22 protein-coding genes are annotated in these 17,150 nt (G+C 74.2%); 7 read left to right on the plus strand and 15 right to left on the minus strand.

Going from position 1 to position 17,150, the window contains the following annotated elements; all coding sequences use genetic code 11:
* Window position 1: 1 nt before the first annotated feature.
* On the minus strand, window positions 2-706 hold the full coding sequence (locus D1J60_RS33000; RefSeq protein WP_125823650.1) for a DUF4232 domain-containing protein: 705 nt from the start codon (window positions 704-706) through the stop codon (window positions 2-4).
* A 144-nt stretch (window positions 707-850) separates the two neighbouring features.
* Between D1J60_RS33000 and D1J60_RS33005 the strand changes: the two genes are divergently transcribed.
* The gene (locus tag D1J60_RS33005) at window positions 851-1,780 is read left to right on the plus strand and encodes a GNAT family N-acetyltransferase (protein ID WP_206436609.1); all 930 of its coding nucleotides are present in this window, start codon (window positions 851-853) and stop codon (window positions 1,778-1,780) included.
* On the opposite strand, the gene D1J60_RS33010 is transcribed toward D1J60_RS33005, so the two are convergent.
* The 8 genes from D1J60_RS33010 to D1J60_RS33045 form a co-directional block, all read right to left on the minus strand.
* Entirely contained in the window at window positions 1,732-2,283 is a 552-nt protein-coding gene (locus D1J60_RS33010; protein ID WP_125823651.1) for a hypothetical protein, read from the minus strand. The genes D1J60_RS33005 and D1J60_RS33010 overlap by 49 nt on opposite strands.
* A gap of 101 nt (window positions 2,284-2,384) precedes the next feature.
* Window positions 2,385-3,476: a PP2C family protein-serine/threonine phosphatase gene (locus D1J60_RS33015; protein ID WP_241253498.1), complete on the minus strand. Its 1,092-nt coding sequence runs from the start codon at window positions 3,474-3,476 to the stop codon at window positions 2,385-2,387.
* A gap of 281 nt (window positions 3,477-3,757) precedes the next feature.
* Window positions 3,758-4,177 carry a hypothetical protein gene (locus tag D1J60_RS33020; protein WP_125823653.1) on the minus strand — a complete coding sequence of 140 codons (420 nt, stop codon included), beginning with the start codon at window positions 4,175-4,177 and terminating at the stop codon, window positions 3,758-3,760.
* Between the two features lie 97 nt (window positions 4,178-4,274).
* Window positions 4,275-4,769, minus strand: coding sequence for a MarR family winged helix-turn-helix transcriptional regulator (locus tag D1J60_RS33025; protein WP_125823654.1), 495 nt, complete (start codon window positions 4,767-4,769; stop codon window positions 4,275-4,277).
* A 105-nt stretch (window positions 4,770-4,874) separates the two neighbouring features.
* On the minus strand, window positions 4,875-5,387 hold the full coding sequence (locus D1J60_RS33030; RefSeq protein ID WP_125823655.1) for a GNAT family N-acetyltransferase: 513 nt from the start codon (window positions 5,385-5,387) through the stop codon (window positions 4,875-4,877).
* Between the two features lie 69 nt (window positions 5,388-5,456).
* Window positions 5,457-6,998 (minus strand): protein kinase, encoded by a 1,542-nt coding sequence (locus D1J60_RS33035; RefSeq protein ID WP_125823656.1) that lies wholly within the window; start codon window positions 6,996-6,998, stop codon window positions 5,457-5,459.
* Window positions 6,999-7,025: 27 nt separating this feature from the next.
* Window positions 7,026-7,253 (minus strand): hypothetical protein, encoded by a 228-nt coding sequence (locus D1J60_RS33040; RefSeq protein WP_125823657.1) that lies wholly within the window; start codon window positions 7,251-7,253, stop codon window positions 7,026-7,028.
* A 45-nt stretch (window positions 7,254-7,298) separates the two neighbouring features.
* Entirely contained in the window at window positions 7,299-7,565 is a 267-nt protein-coding gene (locus D1J60_RS33045) for a DUF6225 family protein (protein WP_125597671.1), read from the minus strand.
* A gap of 96 nt (window positions 7,566-7,661) precedes the next feature.
* On the opposite strand from D1J60_RS33045, the gene D1J60_RS33050 reads away from it, so the two are divergent.
* Window positions 7,662-7,940 (plus strand): hypothetical protein, encoded by a 279-nt coding sequence (locus D1J60_RS33050; protein WP_241253499.1) that lies wholly within the window; start codon window positions 7,662-7,664, stop codon window positions 7,938-7,940.
* Between the two features lie 254 nt (window positions 7,941-8,194).
* On the opposite strand, the gene D1J60_RS33055 is transcribed toward D1J60_RS33050, so the two are convergent.
* Window positions 8,195-9,223, minus strand: coding sequence for an aminoglycoside phosphotransferase family protein (locus tag D1J60_RS33055; RefSeq protein WP_125823658.1), 1,029 nt, complete (start codon window positions 9,221-9,223; stop codon window positions 8,195-8,197).
* Between the two features lie 78 nt (window positions 9,224-9,301).
* Between D1J60_RS33055 and D1J60_RS33060 the strand changes: the two genes are divergently transcribed.
* Window positions 9,302-9,781, plus strand: coding sequence for a GNAT family N-acetyltransferase (locus tag D1J60_RS33060; protein ID WP_125823659.1), 480 nt, complete (start codon window positions 9,302-9,304; stop codon window positions 9,779-9,781).
* Between the two features lie 117 nt (window positions 9,782-9,898).
* Here D1J60_RS33060 and D1J60_RS33065 read toward each other — a convergent pair whose 3' ends face one another.
* The gene (locus tag D1J60_RS33065; protein ID WP_125597661.1) at window positions 9,899-10,105 is read right to left on the minus strand and encodes a hypothetical protein; all 207 of its coding nucleotides are present in this window, start codon (window positions 10,103-10,105) and stop codon (window positions 9,899-9,901) included.
* A 167-nt stretch (window positions 10,106-10,272) separates the two neighbouring features.
* Here D1J60_RS33065 and D1J60_RS33070 point away from each other — a divergent pair, with 167 nt between their 5' ends.
* Entirely contained in the window at window positions 10,273-11,277 is a 1,005-nt protein-coding gene (locus D1J60_RS33070; protein ID WP_125823660.1) for a LuxR C-terminal-related transcriptional regulator, read from the plus strand.
* 76 nt (window positions 11,278-11,353) lie between these two features.
* Here D1J60_RS33070 and D1J60_RS33075 read toward each other — a convergent pair whose 3' ends face one another.
* Window positions 11,354-12,133, minus strand: coding sequence for an NAD(P)H-dependent oxidoreductase (locus D1J60_RS33075; protein WP_125823661.1), 780 nt, complete (start codon window positions 12,131-12,133; stop codon window positions 11,354-11,356).
* A gap of 138 nt (window positions 12,134-12,271) precedes the next feature.
* On the opposite strand from D1J60_RS33075, the gene D1J60_RS33080 reads away from it, so the two are divergent.
* Together D1J60_RS33080 and D1J60_RS33085 are read left to right on the plus strand one after the other, a co-directional pair.
* Complete coding sequence (locus tag D1J60_RS33080) at window positions 12,272-13,096, plus strand: helix-turn-helix transcriptional regulator (protein ID WP_125823662.1); 825 nt, start codon at window positions 12,272-12,274, stop codon at window positions 13,094-13,096.
* Window positions 13,097-13,190: 94 nt separating this feature from the next.
* Window positions 13,191-13,739 (plus strand): GNAT family N-acetyltransferase, encoded by a 549-nt coding sequence (locus D1J60_RS33085; RefSeq protein WP_125597648.1) that lies wholly within the window; start codon window positions 13,191-13,193, stop codon window positions 13,737-13,739.
* 204 nt (window positions 13,740-13,943) lie between these two features.
* Here the strand turns inward: D1J60_RS33085 and D1J60_RS33090 are convergent, their stop codons facing one another.
* The 3 genes from D1J60_RS33090 to D1J60_RS33100 form a co-directional block, all read right to left on the minus strand.
* Window positions 13,944-15,251 carry a penicillin-binding transpeptidase domain-containing protein gene (locus tag D1J60_RS33090; protein WP_125823663.1) on the minus strand — a complete coding sequence of 436 codons (1,308 nt, stop codon included), beginning with the start codon at window positions 15,249-15,251 and terminating at the stop codon, window positions 13,944-13,946.
* 73 nt (window positions 15,252-15,324) lie between these two features.
* On the minus strand, window positions 15,325-16,020 hold the full coding sequence (locus tag D1J60_RS33095) for a 2-phosphosulfolactate phosphatase (RefSeq protein WP_125823664.1): 696 nt from the start codon (window positions 16,018-16,020) through the stop codon (window positions 15,325-15,327).
* Between the two features lie 111 nt (window positions 16,021-16,131).
* Window positions 16,132-16,503, minus strand: a complete 372-nt coding sequence (locus D1J60_RS33100; RefSeq protein ID WP_125823665.1) for a peptidase inhibitor family I36 protein — start codon at window positions 16,501-16,503, stop codon at window positions 16,132-16,134.
* A 366-nt stretch (window positions 16,504-16,869) separates the two neighbouring features.
* Here D1J60_RS33100 and D1J60_RS37545 point away from each other — a divergent pair, with 366 nt between their 5' ends.
* On the plus strand, window positions 16,870-17,133 hold the full coding sequence (locus D1J60_RS37545; protein WP_164721021.1) for a hypothetical protein: 264 nt from the start codon (window positions 16,870-16,872) through the stop codon (window positions 17,131-17,133).
* Window positions 17,134-17,150 lie beyond the last annotated feature (17 nt).

The raw sequence follows: 17,150 nt of genomic DNA on the forward strand, positions 1-17,150 counted from the left end.
GTTACCGGAGGGTCTGGAACGAGTCGCGAGCGGTGAAGTGGTACAGGCCGACCTTCGGCTTGACGACGGGGCCCGGCGTGGCGAGCGGCAGGCTGACACCGTCCGCGTTCGGCATGTGGTAGCCGTCGGCCAGGACGTTGATCTCGTCGGCGACGGGCCCGCCCGCGCCCGACGGGTCGAGGTCCACCGCCGCGTACGCGGTGGCACCCGGCCGGACCGGGTGCGCCGGACCGCCGATGCCCTCGGGCGGCGTCGCCTGGATGCCGAGGGCGGCGCCCTTGGCGCTGAAACCGACGGCGGGGTGCAGGTCGAGCCCGCAGCTGGTGGAACCGTTGTTGGTCACCGTGACGACGCGGACCGTGGCGGGGAAGCCCTCGGGCGCGGTCACCTTGACGGTGAGGTTCCGGGCGGAACAGGGGTGGGTGTAGGCGTAACCGTCGTCGGTGCCCGGGCCCCCGCTGCCGCCCGGGCCCTTTCCGTCGCCGCCCGCGTCGGCCTCACTCGCGGGGGCCGCCGGCGTCCCGCTGCGGGACGGCGACGGCGACGGCGACGCCGACGGCGCGGGTGGCGCAGCGGTGGGGGAGGACGGAGCTCCCGGGCCCGCCGTGGGCGCCGCGCTCGAGTCACCGCCCTCACAGCCGGTCAGGCCGAGGACGAGCCCCGCGAGGGCGGCCAGGGCCGCGGAACGGCGCCGGTGGATGCGCATGATGGAACTCCCCGTGTGTGCTTGCGTCCGGGAACCGTAACCGGTGCACCGTACAAGGGAGTCGACCGGGTGCGGCGACACTCCGGGGCGCCCCGCCGCGCGCTGCGTTCGACATCGGCGGCGGCGCTTGCCACAGTCGTCACCGTGCCCTCCGCCCCACGCCTGACACTGCGCCCCTACGCCCCGGCCGACGCCGGAGCGGTCCTGTCCCTGGTGAACGCCGACCGCCTCCCGGGCCAGCCGGGGGCGACACCGGAGATGCTCCGCGAGGCCCTCGCGGGCCGGTCGCCGATCGACGGGGACCGGTGGGCGGAACTCGACCCGCCCGCCACCCACGTCGCGGCCGGACCCGACGGCACCGTCCTGGGCGTCGTCTCCTGGGCCCGGCGGCCCGAGGACGCCACGGGCCTGATCCTGTGGCTGCACTGCCGGGAGGACCCGCGGGCCGCCGACGCGCTCGTCGGCACGGCGCTCGCCGCCCTCGGCCCGCGTCCCGTCGAGGCCTTCCGGCTGGCGACCGCCCTGACCCGGGGAGTGGAGGCGCTGCCGCGGGCACACCGGGAGGCCACCCACGCGGCCCTGGAACGGGCCGGCTTCCACGGCGGGCCGCGGTGGCGGTACCTCCTGGTCGACCTGCCCGCGCCGGACCTGCCGCGCGCCGCACGCGTACGCACCGTCCCGGAGCCCGGCGACAGCCACGCCCGCCGTCTCGAGGTCCGCCAGGGTGCGGCCGCCGCCGAGGGCGAGGCCGTGATCGGCCTGCCCGTCGAGGGCGCCGGCGCACTGTGGTGGATCGGCGTCCGGCAGCCGTCACGCCGCCGGGGCATCGGCCGGTCGCTGCTGGGTTCGGCACTGGACGTCCTCGGCGCGCACGGCGCCCGCGAGGCCTTCCTCTACGTCGAGACGAACACCGTGCGGGGCGGCGAGGACGACCGGACCGCGGCCACCGCCCTCTACCGGTCGGCCGGGTTCCGGGAGGTGGACACCCTCCACTCCTACACCCGCCCGGCGCCGCCGCCCGGCTGTCAGTTGCCCTTGCCGAGCCGGGCCGCCGCCTCCGTGGCCACCTCGTAGGCGCCCGCCTGGGAGGGGTCCAGCCCGCCGTCCGCGGGTGCGTACCGGACGGCGACCACCACGTTGCCCTGGCGGAACCACACCTCGCTCGTCACCCGGCCCCGGCTCGGGTTCCGGATGCGGGAGAACGCCTCGTCGCCGAAATCGGACAGCTCCGCCGTCATCGGGCCCGTCTTGCCCTCCGACTCCTCCTTGACCCGACGGAAGTCCGCCCGCGCCCGCGCCGTCGCCAGCCGGGTCACCCGCACCTCCAGGACCGGCTGCGGGTCACCGCCCGGGTCCGCCCAGGTACAGGCCGACCCGGCCTCCACCCCCTCCGCCCGCCCCGCCACCAGCCGGGCCGTCCCCGCCGTGACGAGCGAGCAGGGACGCGGGTCGGAGGTGAAGTCGCCCCGCCGCGCCAGGTCCGGGTACAGCCAGAGACCGACCGCCGCGACGGCCCCGGCGGCGGCCACCGCCAGTACGAGGCGGCGGGTACGACCGGGACGGGGAGGGGACACCATGCCGGCAGCGTAGCGGGACCGGTGCCCGCCCGCCGCCGTCTCATCCGCTTCCCGTGGCCAGGGCGACCGGGCGCACCGCGTCGCCGGTGCGGGGCGTTTCGTCAGGGTCCGCGCAGGCGGATGGCGAGGGCGGCGACGTCGTCGTCGAGGCGGCCCCTGCTGTGGTGGACCAGGTCCCGGTGGAGCGCCGTGAGCAGCTCGCGGGGCGGGGTCGGCGGCTGGCGGCGCATCCAGGCCGTCAGCGGGAAGAACTCGCCGTCGCGGGCGCGTGCCTCGGCGATCCCGTCGGTGTAGAGGAGCAGCAAATCCCCGGGTGCGAACGCGTAACTGTCGACGCTGTAGTGATCGCCGATCAGCTCCGCCAGACTGAGCAGCGGGGAGGGGGCCGCGGGTTCGAGGACGCGGAGCTCTCCGCGGTTCAGGAGCAGGGGCGGGGGGTGCCCGCAGTTGAGGATGTCGATGTGCCCGCCGCCGTGCGGGATCTGGACGAGCAGGGCGGTGGCGAAGCGCTCCGTCGCTCCGTCGGCGGGGAAGGCGGCGTTGTAGCGCATGCTGCTGGCGTCCATCCGGCGCGCGACCTCGACCAGGTCGGTCTCGTCGTAGGCCGCCTCCCGGAAGGCGTTGACGATGGCCGCCGCCGCCCCCACCGCGGGCAGCCCCTTGCCCCGCACGTCACCGATGAGCAGCCGCACCCCGTACGGGGTGTCGGCCGCCTCGTAGAAGTCCCCGCCGATGCGCGCCTCCGCCGCGGCCGCCAGGTACAGCGACTCGATCGCGACGTCGCCGAAGCGGCGGGGCATCGGGCCCAGCACCACCTGCTGGGCCGCGTCGGCGACGAGCCGCACCTGGAACAGCGTGCGCTCGCGCTGGAGGCGCAGGTGGCTTCCGTACGCGGCGGCGACGGTGACGGCGATGATCCCCGCGGCGGTCCACCACGTGCCGAGGTCGGGGAAGACGAGGCTGAGGCCGATCATCAGGATCAGGCAGACCGTACCGAGCAGGACGGTGGGGAGCACCGGCCACATGGCGGCGGCGAGGGCCGGGGCGGCGGGCAGGAGGCGGCTGAAGGCCAGCTCCGGCGGGGTGGTGTACGCCAGGCTGGCGATGACGACGGTCAGGATGACCGGCGACAGCCGCACAAGCCTTCCCGGGCCGGGGCGCCGACGGGGCCGCGGCCGTCCGGACTCGATCACAGTTCACAGGATATCCACGCAAGGGGGGCATAGCGCCCCGTGCGGCCGGTGGCCGTCCGCTCCCGGGGGCCGAGCAGGCGTCGAGCGGGGTGGCCCTGAGCCCGTCGCAGGCCGCGGTGGCGTCTCGACGGGCGGGCGGTGGCCGGGGCCGGGCGTGCCGTGGAGCAGGACCTACGCCGCGGGTCCGCCCGGCGCGCCCGTGTGCCCCTCGTCGTGGCGGGAGCCCCTCACGGTCTTGGTCCTCTCCCGCCCGCCACCCGTACACCCGAACGGGCGCGGCCTCAGAAGGCGTCGATCTCCACGTGGCCGGTGGAGGCCGCGCAGACGCCCCACCGCTCACCGCTGCGGAGCAGCTCCAGGACCACCGCGACCCGGTCGCCCGTACGCGGCAGCAGGTCCACGTTCACCGCCGCCCGGTCCCCGCTCTGCGTGGAGGACACGATCCGGTGCCCGAAGGCCGGCGCGAGACGGCGGAGCGCCGCTACGGGATCCTCACCGCCGGCCGGACAGGCACCGGGGCGCCCGGCGGCCGGACCGGGCCCGTCGCCTCCCGCCGCGTCGAGGTAGGCGTCCACCGCCGCGTGCAGGGGGCCCGCGGCCGTCCCGCCACCGCTCGGGAGGACGGCCGCCACCACGATCCCCGCCACGGCCAGCGGCACCCCCACGGCCGACGCCACCACCCAGCCCCTCACACCCCGCACCGCCCCGCCCCTCCGTCGACGCCCTTCACCGACGCCGGAGACGCAAAGCCGCCCGCGGCCGTTCCCGCCCCGACCTTCCCGGCCGGGGAGGGACGCGTCAGCCGGCCGTCCCGCCGGCGTTGCGGATCAGCTGCCGGAGCACCCGAACGGTGGTGACGTAGTCCGCTTCGTCGATGCCCTCGTGGAGGGCGGCGCGGATCGCGGGACCGTTGCGCGAGAAGTCGACGCGGGCCCGCTCACCCTCCTCGGTGAGCCACAGCCGCCCCTCGTCGTCGCGGCGCAGCCAGCCGCGCTCGACGAGCACCGCGGACTCCGCCGCCAGGTCGTCCTCGGCCCGGATGTAGGAGGCCATGGCCTCCCGCAGGGCAGCCAGGGTCATCCCCTCGCCGTCGGGCGAGATGTCGTTCACCGACAGGTTCCGCAGCAGCCAGAACTGGGGCTGGGTGTAGCCCTTCTCGGCCTGCCGGGCGCGGGTGTACGCGATGAGCGCCTCGTAGGCGAGGCCGGTCACGTAGGCGGCGGGGTATGCGGCGAGCTCGTCGTCGGAGTCCTGCTCGGCCTCCGGACGCGGTGGTGGTGTGATCGTTCCCATCCGGTGATCTTGTCAGGGGCCCCCTTGAGCCTCGGTCGAGAACGCGTGGGGAACGGGTGGGGGCCGGGTCGGGGCCCGGCCGGGGGCGAAACGGGGGCCGGGGCCTCAGAGCGCCCGGCGCATGCAGGCCCTCGGCCAGCGGTCCAGGCCGTGGGCGGCTTCGAGCTCCCGGATCCGCCGCAGGCCGGGGGTGAGACGGGCCTCGTCCATGAGCCGGAAGCCGCAGCGCGCGTAGTAGGGGGCGTTCCACGGCACCCCGGTGAAGGTGGTGAGGGTCAGCGCGGGCGCGCCCTCGCCCGCGGCGTGGCCGGCCAGGTGCTCCAGCAGCAGCCGGCCGACGCCCCGGCGCGCGCTGCGCGGGTGCACCGACACCTGCTCGACGTGGAGGTTGCCGTCGACCCGGTCGGCGATCAGGTAGGCGGCCGGCTCGTCGGCGTCCGTGTCGTCGGCCGCGACCCAGGCCAGCCCGGCGTGGTGGTAGCGGGCGAGCTCCCCGAGGGGGAGCGGCTCGTCGTCGGCGATCTCCGGCATGCCGATGTCCCGGAAGCACTGCCCGGCGGCCCTCTCGATGTCCTGGAGGAGCGGCAGCTCGTCCAGGCGTACGGCTCTGATGCGCATGCCCGCATTCTCCCGCGCGCGCCGTACGGGGTCACCGGACGGGTGCCGCCCCTGGGGCTCCGGTGGCGCTCACAGCCGCCAGTACTGGCCGGTGTAGTCGCCGCAGGGGTTGAGCACCAGGCCGACGCTGGGCGCCGGGGGCCCGCTGGTGTCCAGGCACAGGCCGCTGGCCGGGTTGCCGAACCGCCCGGTGGCGTTGTCGTGGTGCCATTGCTGGCCGGTGGACCGGCCGCACGGGGCGAGCACCGCCGCGACCCCGCCGGCGGGCTTCCCGTTCGTGTCGAGGCACAGGCCGCTGGGCGTGTTGGTGAGGCGCGCGCCGGTCTCGTCGTAGTTCCAGATCTGGCCCGTGAAACTCCCGCACGCGCGGAGCACCACGTTCAGTCCGGGACGCTGCGGGCCGTCGGTGTCGACGCACAGGCCGGTGGGGGTGTTGGATATCGCGCCCGTCGACGCCGAGGGCGGGGACGACGGTGCCGGAGGGGCGGCGGTCGTACCGGGCGCCGCGGGCCCCGTACCCGTAGCGGTGGACGGCGCCCGCGTGGTCGGAGGCGAGGACGGGGCCGTCCCCGCCGCCCGGCCCGAGGGGGCGGGTGCCCCCGAGGCCGTCGAGCGGCCGTCGCCGGGCAGTACCGCCCACAGGATCCCGGCCGTCAGGACGACGAGTGCCAGCCCCGCCGTCACGGCCGCGGTCCGCGCGGGGCGCCGTCCCGGCACCGGAGCGGGGGGCACCGCCCCTTCGGGTATCCGCCACGCCGCGGCGAGCACCGTGCCGACGGTCTCGGTGGGGAGTTCCGCCGTGGGAACCCCGCCGCCGGTCAGTTCGGCGAGCAGCTCCGCGGGCGCGGGGCGCTGCTCGGCCGATCTGGCCAGGGCCGACGTCAGCAGCGGCCCGAGGCGGGGCGGTACGCCGTCCAGGTCGGGTTCCTCGTTCAGGACCCGGTAGAGCACCGCGTCGGCCGGTCCGGTGCCGAAGGGGGGCCGCCCGGTGGTGGCGTAGGCGACGGTCAGGGCCCACGCGAACACGTCGGCCGCGGGACCGGCCTGCCCGCGGATCTGCTCCGGCGCCATGTAGCCCACGGTGCCGACCGCGACACCGGTACGGGTCAGTGCCGTCCCGTCGGCGGGCTGGGCGATGCCGAAGTCGATGACCTTGGGACCCTGCCCGGACAGCAGGACGTTGGCGGGCTTGAGATCGCGGTGCACGATGCCGGCCCCGTGGATCGACACGAGCGCCTCGGCGAGCCCGACGGCGAACAACCGCGCCATGTCACCGCGCAGCGGCCCGTGTTCGCCGACGTACTCCGACAGGGTCGGGCCCTGCACGTACTCCATGACGACGTACGGGGTACTCGCCTCGGCCTCGACCGCCAGCACCCGTGCCGTGCACGTCCCCTGGACGCGCAGCAGCGTCGCCGCCTCCCGCCTGAAGCGCGCCCGGAACCCGTCGTCCGAGGCGAGTTCCTCGCGCAGCCGTTTGAGGGCTACGAGCCGCCCGTCGGGACCTTGTGCCAGGTAGACGACGCCCATGCCGCCCGCGCCCAGCCGTCCGACGAGCGTCAACTCGCCGATCCGCTGCGGGTCCCCCGCTCGCAGCCCGCTCAGACCCACCTGGTTCCTCCCGCAACGTAGGGCAGTTCAGGCCCAGGATGCAGCAGACTCCGCCACCGCGTCATCGGCTTCCCGACGCGGTGGGCACGGTGAGGTCGGCGGGGTGGTCCAGACGCCGACGCCGGCCCCGCCGAGGAGCAGGAACCCGGGCGGCTCCCGCCGGGAGCGCGCCACGGGGAGGTTCGCGAGCACCGGCAGGCGGGCCGCCGCGAAGGCGCCGATCACGGCGTCCTCGGGCCAGCGACCAGCACCCACACCCTCAAGGCCCGCACGAACACCCTGCCGACGGGCCTTGCACCGTCACTCCATGTCGAGGTAGTACAGCCCTGCCTTGGCGTCGGCGAAGAGGGTGAACTCGACCTGGGGCGTGCGGGGATCCTCGCCGTCGCCGGGGTCGACCTCCACGGGTTCGGCGCCCACGAGAACGAACTCGTCGTACTCGTCGAAGTCACCGGGGGTACCGGCGACGCCGATGCTGATCGGGGAGTCGTCGGGAACATCGGCCAGGGCGGAGCGCAGCTGCCTCGCGGTCCAGACCGCGGGAGCGTGATCGAACGTGTCTGCCATGCGCCGAGGGTAGTGACGCCCCCTCCCACGGCGGAACATGCCACGCCGGACAGTCCGGCGGCGTGCGGCAGAATGCGGACGCGGGATCCTGGAGGGGTGGGGGAGCAGAGGGCGATGGTCGGGCAGCCGTACGCGATCCGTCTGTCCCCGCGTGCCGCCGAGGTGCTCGCCGGGTTGCCCGGCCACGCCGAGGCCGCGGCCTGGGACGTCCTGGACCGGGCGTCCGCCGGGCCGTGGGGCTTTCCGCAGTGGGACGCGGGCGACCCCGAGGGCGAGGACGTACGGATCGCCTCCGCGGGCGCGCTGTCCGTCGTGTACTGGGTCAACCGGCCGCTGCGCCGCCTGGCGGTCCTGGACGTGGTCTGGCTCGGATAGGCGGGGTGGAGCGGGGTGGGCGGGTTGCCGTCCCGCTAGGCCGTGTCTTCCGGATCTTGCCGGTTAAGCCCGCGTCTCCCCCAGCTACCGCTGGGAGGGGCCCCCAGGTGCCGTGCATCGGCGCGTTGGCGGGGCGCCCTTGTACTGGACGTACTCGGGTGCTCCGCCAACGCGGCGAGGTGCGGTGCCGGGCGGCGCGGGTCTGGGGGCACCTCCCAGCGGTAGCTGGGGGAGCAAGATCCGGAAGACACGGCCTAGGGGCGCTCCGCCGGGACCGGCCCGAGCGCGGGCCAGCGGTCGAGCATGCTCCGGCGCATGGCCGCGCCGAGGCCCCCCAGTCCGCCGAGCGAGCCGTGGCCCGCGGCCATCCCCGCGACGACCCCGAGCCGGTGGACGAGCCGCTGACGAGCCGTCGCGGTGCCCCACGTCCAGTCCCGTCGCGGAATCCGGGCCAGGTGGTCGGCCCCGTCACGATGGGCCCGCTCGACGAGCGCGTCGCCGCGCAGCAGCCAGCCGGCGCAGGCGTCGGTGAGGTCGCCCGGGGCTTCGGAGCCGGTCGCGGCGCGCCAGGCGTCGCGGTAGGCGTCCTCGGCCCGGCGCAGCGACGGCTCCGCGGCCGAAGTGACGCACCAGCAGGTGGGGAACCCGATGCGCAGGTAGGCGAGCTCCGTCATACCGCTGCCCAGTGAAGCCTGTTCGAAGTCGACGAACCTGACACCCGCGGCGGTGTGGAGGTCGTTGCCGGGGCACGGGTCCCCGTGGAGAAGGGCGTGCCCCTCCGCCCGGCCGAGCCGCTCCACGAGCTCGTACAGCTCATCGGTCACGCGGGGTGCGACGGGCACGTCCAGGGCCCCGGCCAGCCGCAGGAACGCGTCGGCGTCCGCCCGCCCCGGGCCTTGCCACCGGGGGAGTGCCCCGGCGTCCCCCGGGCCCGCCACCGCGTGCAGCCGCGCCAGGGCGCCCGCGTAGCCGACGATCCAGTCCCCGTCGGGCGGCCGGTGCTCCAGGTGCTCCAGCACCAGCACCCGTTCACCGGGATCGGCGGCCAGCAGCGCCGGAACCACGGGGGAGTCCCCCCGGGCGGCGAGCCGCAGCGCCGTCACCTCGCGGGCGTAGCGCTCGTCGGCGTCAGGACCGCCGACGACCTGTTTCACCACCACCGTCGCGTCCGGCCGGACGACCCGCCACACCCGCGAGCGCGGGCTGCTGCCCAGCCTGCGGGCGCGCCGGGGTGTCCCCAGTCCGGCCCGCAACCCGCTACCGAACGGGAGCCGCCGCCCCATGCGCCCGTCCTCCCCGGTCAGCCCCGACGCCCACAACGGTAATGGTCTCCATGCCACTGTGCCCCTATACTCCGGCGGATGCAGTCCATAACGATCAGGCGTGCCGTCGCGCAGGACGCGGAGCGCCTCACCTCACTGATCCAGCAGTCCGGCGCCTACCGGGGGCGGTACGCCTCGATCGTCTCCGGCTACCGCCTCACCCCCGAATACGTCATGCGGCACCGGGTCTTCGCGGCGGTCGACACCACCGGCCGGACGGTCGGCTTCTACTCCCTTGTCCTGGACCCGCCCGAGCTCGACCTCGCCTTCGTCGCCGACGAGGCGCAGGGGCTCGGGGTCGGCCGGCTCCTGATCGGGCACATGATCGGCCAGGCGGCCGAAGCCGGGCTGGCCGGTGTCCGCGTGGTGTCCCATCCGCCCGCGGAGCGGTTCTACCGGCGCATGGGCGCGGAGCGGGTGGGGACGGTCGCCCCGATCCCGCCGAAGGTTTCCTGGGAGCGCCCGGAGCTGCGGTTCACCGTCCCCCGCGAGGCGCCGGCGGCCCCGGCCGCACCCTGACGGCCCGCCACGAGGGCGTGCGATCTCCTCGTGGCGGACCGGCCCCGGACACGGCGTCGCACCCGGCAGGGCGGGGTTACCGCTACACCGGGTGCTGTGCGCCGCAGCGCGGGAGGATCATCCCCAGTCGGAGTCCGGCGGCTGGATCAGTGAACCCGCGGACACGACGTGGACGTCGGCCCGCTGCTCCACCTCTCCCATGGCTGCGCTTCCCCAATTGGTGCCGGCCGGACCACTGGCCGCCGCGACACCACTGAGTCCGGTGACCGCGAGGAGCGCGAGCAGCACGGCGGTGATGGTTGACCGGATGTTGATCGGTATCAAGGTGTTCCTCCCTTGGCCGGCCCGGCCCCCGCGGACGATGCGGGCAGCGGGGCCTTCTGCGCGCCACGGGCCCTGTGGCACGGATCAAGCCTCTACGGGGGGAAGGGCGCGATCAACCTTCGCGATACTGCGTCCACCCGCAGTTCAGGAAGAGGAAGACAGATCTGATGACGGAACGGGACATAGCCGCCGCCCCCGACACCTCCCGGCTGACCCCGGTGGAACTGCGCACCTACCGCGCGGCCCTGCGGGGCGAGGTGCTGCCCGACGACGAGCCGGGACTGGCCTCGCTCCTCGCCCGCGACATCCTCTTCCCCAACACCCACGAACCCGGTACGTACGTCCCCGCCCCGTCCCGCTACCTGGAGACCCAGCTCACCGACGCCGTCCTGAAGGCGCTCACCGGCGTCACCGCCGCGCTGGCCGCCGTCCCCGCCCACGTGCGCGAGCTCGAAGCCGAGCAGCAGCGCTACCACTACAGCCCGAGCCCGGTCGGGACGCTCCTGCTCCGCACGGTCCCGGAGGTCAACGCCGAGACGATACGCACCATCCAGTCCGCCGAGTCCGAGATCCTCACCGCCCAGCCCGGACACCGCAAACCCCAGGTCCTCAAGGGGGCGCTGCCGCGTGACCTGCAGGCGGCCCAGCGCGGCGTGACCGTACGGACGATCTACCGGACCAACGGGCGCAGCAACCCCACCCAGCGGGACTGGGTCGCCACCATGACGCGGGCCGGCGCCCAGGTCCGCACCCTCGGCGAGGACTTCCTCCGGTTAATCATCGTGGACCGAAAGCACGCCTTCTTCGAGGTCTACGGCGACGACGGCACCGTCCAGCCGGCCGCCGCCTGGTACACGCAGGACCGCGGCGTGTGCGCCGTGCTGGCCGCGCACTTCTGGCAGCAGTGGGAGCGGGCCGACCCGTGGCTGCCGGGCGAGACGGACTCGGGCGCGGCGAAGGACGACGGCGACACCAAGACCACGAAGATCCAGCGGACGATCGTACGCGGCATCGTGGCCGGCAAGAGCCACCGGCAGATCGGGGAGAACCTCGGCCTCAGCGAGCGCACCGTGACGGCCCAGGTATCCAAACTGCGCGAGGCGCTGGGTCTGGAGACGGTGCCCCAGCTGACGTTCTGGTGGGCGACGTCCCCCGAACGACTGCTCCCGTAAGGGCACCCGCACGGCCCCGGAGCCCCGAAACCGGTGAGTTCAAGCCAAAACCCTCGGGCGCCGCGCCCCCCGCCCGTCAGCCGCGCACGTGCAGCCCGAAACCCGAGCGGCCCGCCGGCTCCAGACCCTCCTTCAGGTGCAGCGAGGGGATCTCGTAGTCCCCGGAGTTCTGCCGCCGGAACGCGATCGGCTCGGTCGACTCCAGCGTCAGCAGGCGCCGCTCCCAGGCCCTGGCGGCCTCCGCGTACTCCTCGTCGCCCATCCGGTCGGTGCCGTACAGCACGAACGGCGGCAGGACCTCGATGCCCGGGTAGTAGAGGATGCCGTGCTGGATCGGGAACAGCAGGTCCTCGATCGGGCCGTTGACGCCCCGGGCCGCGTAGTGCGCCTGAGGGCCCCCGGCGGTCACCGACAGCAGCGCCCTGCGTCCCGCCAGGGTGCCCTCGCCGAAGCGCTCGCCGTACTTGGTGTCGCTGTGCTCGCCGACCCCGTACGCGAAGCGGTACGTGAACACCCGGTCCACCCAGCCCTTGAGGATCGCCGGCATCGAGTACCACCACAGCGGGAACTGGAAGATGACCGTGTCCGCCCACAGCAGCTTCTCCTGCTCGGCGAGGACGTCGGCGGTGAGCGTGCCGGCCTCGAAGGCACGGCCCGAGTCCAGCGCCACCCTCAGCGGACTGGAGGCGTCGGGGCCGTAGTCGCGGGCGTCCACGACCGCCTTCCACCCCATCGCGTACAGGTCACTCACCCGCACCTCGTGCCCGGCACCCTCCAGCGTGGACACCGCGAGGTCCTTCAACGCGCCGTTGAGCGACTTCGGTTCGGGGTGGGCGTGGACGATCAGCGTCTTCACGGGAACTCCTTCGGATCGGATGACCCCATCCTGGGCGCCGCCTCGGCCGCCGTTCAGGGACGGCCCTTCCGGCGGACCGGCCATCCTGGGAACGGCAGTACCACCCTCGCGCGCGCGGGGCGCGCCATACTGGAGGGCATGGATGATCTCGCGGGGTTCCTGCGGACCCGGCGCGCCCGGGTCGCCCCGGCCGCCGTCGGCATACCCGCCGACAGCCGTCGGCGGGTCGAAGGGCTGCGCCGCGAAGAGGTCGCGCACCTGTCCGGGGTCAGCGTCGACTACTACGTACGCCTGGAGCAGGGCCGCGCGACCCAGCCGTCCGAGCAGGTCCTCGACGCGCTCGCCCGCGTCCTCGGCCTCGACGAGACCGAACGCGGCCACCTCCACCGCCTGGCCCGGCAGCCCCGGCGCCGCGCCAAGGCACCGGGCGGACGGGTCCGGCCCGAACTGCTGCGCGTCCTCGGCCTGGTCGCCGGCGCGCCCGCGATGGTCATGGACCACCGGATGGACGTACTCGCCGGGAACCGCCTGGCCCAGCTCCTCTTCGGCCGGCCGATGCCCGGCCTGAACATCGCCCGGCACCTCTTCCTGGAGGAGGCCGAGTCCGGCCTCTACGCGGACTGGGAGCAGTGCACCCGCGACGTGGTCGGACACCTGCGCCTGGCCGCCGGCGAACACCCGGAGGACCCCCGCCTGGCCACCCTCATCGGCGAACTGGCGATGGGCTGCGAACGCTTCCGCCGCCTCTGGGCCCGCGCGGACGTACGCGCCCGCACCCACGGCGTGAAGAGCTACCGGCACCCGCTGGTCGGGCTGCTGGAACTGCACCAGGAGAACTTCGCCCTGCCGCACGAACCGGGCATGGAACTCGTGGTGCTGTCGGCGGCCCCGGACACCCCGGCCGAAGACGGCCTCCGGCTGCTCGAGGCCCTGGACGCGGCCGCCCCGGACACCCCCTCCTGAGCGGGGACGGGCGCCCCGGTGAAAACCTCGTGCGGCCGTCCCGCGTGCCGGATATCTTGCCTCGTCCTGAACAGGCCCCGGGAGGTCCCACACCATGAGCAGTGCCACGCCGTCGTCCTTGCCCGAGCGGATCCGGCTGTCGGGGGAGGGGCTCGTCCTGCGCGACTGGACGGAGGCGGACCTCGCCGCGATGCCGGAGCTGTTCGACCACCCCGACATCGCGTACTGGACGCCGATCGTGTCCCCCTTCGACGAGGCGGCCGCCCGCACCCGGCTGGCCCGGGACCGGCAGCTGCGCCAGGAGGGCACGACCATCCTGCTCGCCATCACCGTCGACGGCGGCGCACCGCTCGGCGAGATCATGCTGCGCCGCGCGCCGGAGGGCATGGAGATCGGCTACGCGGTCGGCCCGGCGCACCGCGGCCAGGGGGTGGCGGCACGGGCGGTGCGGGTGATGGCCGCGTACGCGTTCGAGCAGATGGGCGCGGAGCAGGTGATCCTGGAACTGGAGGCCGAGAACGCCGCCAGCGTCGCCGTGGCGCAGAAGGCCGGCTTCGCCCTGCTCGACGTACCGCTGATCACGGGCGAGGAGAAGGGCCGGCCGTTCGTCCTGCAGACCTGGGGCCTGAACCGCCCCGCCTGACCGGCACCGGCTCCGCCCGCCCGAGATGTGCCCCGCGGGGAACCGCGCCACCATGGCTGGGAACGGCGGAGCCGGGAGGTGGCGGACGTGGACGAATCACGCAGGGCCTGGGTCATGATCGGCGGCGTGATCACCGTCGTGCTCCTGGACCTCGTCGCCATCATCCTGATGAACACCCTCGGCCGCTGACGCCCGATGTCGATCCTACTGCCCGGCGGCGGCGAGGTGCCGGGCCAGGGGGGTGGCCTCTGCCGTGGCGTCCGTGGGGGAGGAGAGGCAGACCGCGACCGCGAGGCGACGGCCCGCCGGGGTCCGGGCGGAGGACGTGGCCCAGGTGACCGAGGCCGAGGGGACCCACGCGCTCGACGAGTCGCCGAGCGCCGACTGCAACTGCTCCGCCGTGCGCTGCGAGACGGCACGCTCGGCCGGCACGGGCGTTCTGGGATCGGTCACCAGGGAGGGGCGCACCCGGTTGCCGCCGTTGGCGAGCACGGCCGTCACCATGGCCATCTGGATCGGGGTGGCCTTGACCTCGAAGAGGCCGTTGGCCATGAGGGCGAGCTGGGCCGGGTTCTCGGGCTTGCGCGGCCACGTGCTCTCGAAGGCGCGCAACGGCGTATCCGTCTTGTCCTGGTTGAACCCGAACGCCACGGCCGTCGATGCCAGTGCGTCGGCGCCGAGGTCGGAGGCGATGCGGGCGAAGACGTTCGCGCAGGCGTGGCGCAGGGCCGTCCGCAGGCTCGCGTCGGTGCAGTGGGCCGGATCGCCGGCGAACTCGGCCGTACTGTCCGCGGCGGTGTGGACGGCGGGGCTGCGCGTCGGCGCGTCCACGGATGCGATGAGGCCCTTCTCCAGGGCGGCGGCCGCGACGACGACGTGGACGGCCGACCCCGGGTTGTCGACGTGCCGGATGGCCCGGTTCGTCAAGGGCCCGTCGAAACCCTGGTCCTTGAGCTGGTTCCACGCCCGCTCGTCGCTCTTCAGGTTTCCGCTGAAGGAGTTCGGGTCGTACGAGGGCGTGCTCACCTGCCCGAGGATCCTGCCGGAATCCGCGTCCAGGACGACCGCGGCGCCCTGTCGGCCGCGCAGTCCGTCGAACGCGGCGCGCTGCACGGCGGGGTCGATGGTCGTGGCCACGTCCTTGCCGGCGTCGAGCTCTTCCCTGAAGACCGCTTCGAGCCCGACGGCGCCGAAGGCCATCGACCGGTATCCCGTGACCGGCGCGTACAACTCACCTTCGGTGTACGTGCGCTTGAACGGGGCCTTGGGAATGCCCGAGGCCTGCGAACCCGTGACGGGCCGGCCCGCCACCAGGATGTCGCCGAGACCTCCGCCCGGCTCCGGCGCGGGCGCCTTCGTCCCCGGCGCCGTCCCCGGCCGCTCCGCGGTGCCGGGCCGCGCGTCCGACGCGTTCGTGTCCCGCGCCCCGGGTCCGCATCCCGTCACGCACGCGGCCAACAGCGCGGAGACGGCGGTGAGTACGAGAGCGGGACGGCGACGAGACGGTGACATCCGATGATCTTAAGCCGGAGATCCGGCCGGCCCGCGCCCGCGCCCGCTCCTGCCAGGACGGGGCGCCGCCGGCTCAGGCGTCCCCGGCGGCTGACGGCACGTCACAAGGGCGCAGGACCATGTGGGAGTCCTCCAGCGCGGCCACCATGGCGAAGGGGAACCGGTCGAGTTCCAGGCAGAGCGCTACGTCGTCGGGGTGGGACCCCTCGCGTACGCCCTCCGCCAGTTCGGCCGCGGCGCGCGATGCGGCGGCGCGGCGCAGGAAACCCGCCGCGTCCTCCCCGGCCTCCGAGGCCCGCCCGGCGATGTACTGGGCGCACGCCAGATCCTCCTCGGCGCGCCCGTCCTCACCGGTCACCACGAACGTGACGCTGCCGCACCCGCGCGCCCGCAGGAGCCGCGCCGTCGCCTCCGCCACCACGAAGCCGGCGCACAGCACCAGCGACGCGTCCTTGACCGCGAGGGCGCCGACCGTACCCGCCGTGGTCTTCTGCACGACGGTCCGACCGCCGAGGTCGGCAGACCGGAGCAGCCCCGGCGAGTTGACGGCGTCGAACCCGGGCGCCGGCGGGCCGTCCTTGAGCGCCACCCAGTCGGGGCGGCGGGCCTTGAGCGCCAGGACCTCGTCCAGCGACTCGGCGAGAACGATCTTCTCCGCCCCCCGGGCGAAGGCCCAGGCGGCCACGGTGAAGGCGCGCATGACATCGACCACCACCGCCGCGGACGGGGGTTCGGTCAGCTCGGGGATACCGAGGAAACGGGCGTCCATCCGGCCATGATCACCCATGACCGGACGTCGGCACCGGGACAGTGTCATGCCTCACACTCGACGGATGCGGGCGCGGCGGCCGGTGCCGCCCGCGCCCCCGCGTTAATTTCCCTACTGCTTCTTGAAGGACCGGATCTGGTAGTTGCCCATCAGGTTTCCGCCCGCGCCGCCCGGCGTGGATCCCACGCGCGCGTTGTAATTGGTCTGGGTGTAGTACTGGACCCGGTTGTTCTTTCCGTTCCACACGGACTTGACGTTCCAACCCCACTGGATAAAGGGGCAGTTGTCCGCCGTGTTCGCCTTCTGCGACTCGGAGAACTCGCAGTGCTCGCCGCCACCGTTCCAGTCGCTGTAGATACAGAAATTCTGGGAGTTGCAGTTGTACGCCGCAGCCGAGCTCTCGCCGGCGGCGGCGAGGGGCGCCGCGGCGAAGGCGAGGGCGATGGACAGGCCGGCGGCGGCAAAGGAATTCACACGGCGCATGACAGAAGTACCCCTTTGATCAATCGTGACCGGGGCAGTGCCCCGACAAATGATGGGGACGCGCGGAGAGGACCCGGAAAGAAGGACTGATCCGTCCCGGGCCTCATCAAGCATGGGGTGTACACCTGGGTCCGGCGAGGCAATTTCGCGTCAGCCGATGGCGGGATATCCGAATGCGCGGTCCGGCACCCCCCCGCGCCCCCCGCGCCCCCAGGCGTGGGCCACGCCGCGCCGGACCGCCGTCGCGGTGAACCTGTACGCCGGATGGCGGCGAGCGCGGCGGCAGGAGTGGCAGCGGGTCCGTAGGCCCAGGAGGCTCGTGGCGGGAGACGAGCACGAGGGAACACGAGGGAAGGAGAACGGGCGATGCCGCAAGCCGAAGAGGAGGAGGAAGGCCGCACCGCGCGTCCCACCGCCACGGCGGCCGCCGGCCGCAGCCCGGCCCGCCACCTGAGGGCCGCGATCACGCGGACCAACCTGCTTCCCGCGTTCCTGGTCCTCACCGTGATGATGGTGGCCCTGTGGCTCACGGGCATGCCGTTCCTCCAGGCCCTGACGATCGCCACCGGCGTGAAGATCGCGGTGGCCCTTCTCGAACTCCGCCGGCTGCCCGGCCCCTCCGGGAACTGACGCACCGCCACCACCGG

The organism is Streptomyces sp. W1SF4 (assembly GCF_003950035.1).
Classification (GTDB): Bacteria; Actinomycetota; Actinomycetes; order Streptomycetales; family Streptomycetaceae; genus Streptomyces; species Streptomyces racemochromogenes.

Bases quoted from the DNA above. Each gene is read 5' to 3' on its own strand.
- D1J60_RS33085 (WP_125597648.1), top strand. From the start codon at position 13,191: ATGAGCAGTGCCACGCCGTCGTCCTTGCCCGAGCGGATCCGGCTGTCG.
- D1J60_RS33045 (WP_125597671.1), bottom strand. From the start codon at position 7,565: ATGGCAGACACGTTCGATCACGCTCCCGCGGTCTGGACCGCGAGGCAG.
- D1J60_RS33080 (WP_125823662.1), top strand. From the start codon at position 12,272: ATGGATGATCTCGCGGGGTTCCTGCGGACCCGGCGCGCCCGGGTCGCC.
- D1J60_RS33090 (WP_125823663.1), bottom strand. From the start codon at position 15,251: ATGTCACCGTCTCGTCGCCGTCCCGCTCTCGTACTCACCGCCGTCTCC.
- D1J60_RS33030 (WP_125823655.1), bottom strand. From the start codon at position 5,387: ATGCGCATCAGAGCCGTACGCCTGGACGAGCTGCCGCTCCTCCAGGAC.
- D1J60_RS33010 (WP_125823651.1), bottom strand. From the start codon at position 2,283: ATGGTGTCCCCTCCCCGTCCCGGTCGTACCCGCCGCCTCGTACTGGCG.
- D1J60_RS33095 (WP_125823664.1), bottom strand. From the start codon at position 16,020: ATGGACGCCCGTTTCCTCGGTATCCCCGAGCTGACCGAACCCCCGTCC.
- D1J60_RS37545 (WP_164721021.1), top strand. From the start codon at position 16,870: ATGCCGCAAGCCGAAGAGGAGGAGGAAGGCCGCACCGCGCGTCCCACC.
- D1J60_RS33055 (WP_125823658.1), bottom strand. From the start codon at position 9,223: ATGGGGCGGCGGCTCCCGTTCGGTAGCGGGTTGCGGGCCGGACTGGGG.
- D1J60_RS33000 (WP_125823650.1), bottom strand. From the start codon at position 706: ATGCGCATCCACCGGCGCCGTTCCGCGGCCCTGGCCGCCCTCGCGGGG.
- D1J60_RS33060 (WP_125823659.1), top strand. From the start codon at position 9,302: ATGCAGTCCATAACGATCAGGCGTGCCGTCGCGCAGGACGCGGAGCGC.
- D1J60_RS33025 (WP_125823654.1), bottom strand. From the start codon at position 4,769: ATGGGAACGATCACACCACCACCGCGTCCGGAGGCCGAGCAGGACTCC.
- D1J60_RS33070 (WP_125823660.1), top strand. From the start codon at position 10,273: ATGACGGAACGGGACATAGCCGCCGCCCCCGACACCTCCCGGCTGACC.
- D1J60_RS33100 (WP_125823665.1), bottom strand. From the start codon at position 16,503: ATGCGCCGTGTGAATTCCTTTGCCGCCGCCGGCCTGTCCATCGCCCTC.